Source organism: Anabaena sp. UHCC 0253, from assembly GCF_009712085.1.
GTDB lineage: Bacteria > Cyanobacteriota > Cyanobacteriia > Cyanobacteriales > Nostocaceae > Dolichospermum.
In genome coordinates this window covers 46537-47882 of record NZ_VILD01000004.1, presented here as the reverse complement: position 1 = coordinate 47882, position 1346 = coordinate 46537, and the positions used below count along the sequence as shown (strand labels likewise).

Annotated in this window: 1 protein-coding gene; it reads right to left on the bottom strand. The window is 37.5% G+C overall.

From position 1 onward, the window contains the following. A partial coding sequence (modB, locus tag FJR38_RS12080; RefSeq protein ID WP_168537293.1) for a molybdate ABC transporter permease subunit occupies positions 1 to 1346 on the bottom strand: 1346 nt, incomplete at both ends.

Genomic DNA, 1346 nt, shown 5'->3' with positions numbered 1-1346 from the left:
GAGCAACATTCACACTAGCAGGATGTTGAAATATCTCATATTTAGAACCATGATGAGCTTCTTTTCCATGTTCTAATACTAATAGATTGGGGCAGAGACGATAAGCTTCTTCCATATTATGAGTAACGAATAAAGTTACTCCAGAATAATTGTCAAGGATTTCTGTAACTTGTTGTTCTAATTGACTGCGGAGGTGTGTATCAAGGGCAGAAAATGGTTCATCTAAAAGTAATGCTTCTGGCTTGCTTGCTAACGCCCTAGCTAAGGCTACCCGCTGCTGTTGTCCGCCGGAAAGTTGGTGTGGATAGCGATCGCCAAATCCCTGTAAGTGCATGGCTATTAGTTGCTTTTCTACCTCTTGTTTAACATTTACAGATTTGGGTATACCAAAAGCGATATTTTCCGCTACAGTCATATGGGGAAATAAGGCATAGTTTTGGAATAAAAAACCAATTCGCCGTTGATAAATAGGAATATTAATTTTCTTTTCCGAGTCAAATAATACCCGATCATTTAAAATAATTCGCCCTTTATTTGGTGTTTCTATCCCTGCAATACAACGTAAAATCATACTTTTTCCTGCGCCGGAAGTTCCCAGTAAACCCAATGGTTGATCATCAGTATTAAAGGCAACTTGCAGATGAAAATTAGCTAGTCTTTTTTCAATATCTAAACATAATCCAGATGTGTAGGAATCAAATAATAAGGATTGAGATTTATTTTCTAATTCTATTGGCTTGGTTGTGATTTTTGAAGGTTGGGATTTGTAGTTTAATTCTTGCCAAAAATTAGTAATAATAATTCCGGAAAGGGAAATAATCATAATTGCAATTGACCAAAACCAAGCTTCATTCATTGCACCAGCTTCTACAGCAAAATATATTGCCATAGGGATTGTTTGCGTTTGTCCAGGAATGTTACCTGCTAACATTAAAGTTGCACCAAACTCACCCAAAGCACGGGCAAAAGCTAAGGTTGTTCCAGCTAGAATACCAGGAAAGGCTAGGGGTAAACTAATGCGCCAAAAAATTGTTAACTCTTTAGCGCCCAGAGTTCTAGCTACGCGCAGAAGATTGGCATCAATTTGGGCAAAAGCTCCCAATGCAGTTTTATACATTAATGGAAATGAAACTACTGTAGCAGCGATCGCCGCACCATACCAAGTAAAAACAATTGTGGTATTAAATGGTTCTAAAAGTTTACCAACTGGTCCATTTTTTCCAAAAAACATCAATAGTAAAAATCCGACAACGGTAGGTGGTAGAATCAACGGTGCAACAAATATACCTTCAATTAAAGATTTACCTTTACCGCGATATCCTAACATCCAATAAGCAGCAGATATG